This is a genomic window from Halomonas marinisediminis, assembly GCF_004347715.1.
Classification (GTDB): Bacteria; Pseudomonadota; Gammaproteobacteria; order Pseudomonadales; family Halomonadaceae; genus Halomonas; species Halomonas icarae.
Window position 1 is genome coordinate 1 of record NZ_SLTR01000151.1, and the last position, 326, is coordinate 326.

At 43.6% G+C, this 326-nt stretch carries 1 pseudogene; it reads left to right on the forward strand.

Features of this window, described 5'->3' with window-relative positions:
• Positions 1-326, forward strand: a pseudogene (locus E0702_RS16175) (hypothetical protein); the annotation flags it as partial.

The window sequence follows — 326 nt, forward strand, 5'->3', positions numbered from 1 at the left end:
ATCTGCAATGGCATTACTCGCAAAAGAAAGTGGAGAGTTTGCTGAAGGCGAATCAAAAATTCTAAGTAACTTACTTGGCATTCAAGATGTTCCAGTGACTCAAGTAATGACACCGCGTCCTGTTGTATTCCGTGTTGATGCAGAGATGACGATCAAAGAGTTCTTAACAGAACACCGTGATACTCCATTCTCTCGTCCATTGGTCTACAGCCAAACCAACGATAATATCGTCGGATTTGTGCATCGCTTAGAGCTATTCAAACTTAAACACTCGGGTAGCGGCGAGAAGCAACTTGGAGCGGTAATGCGTCCTGTGCATGTTATTT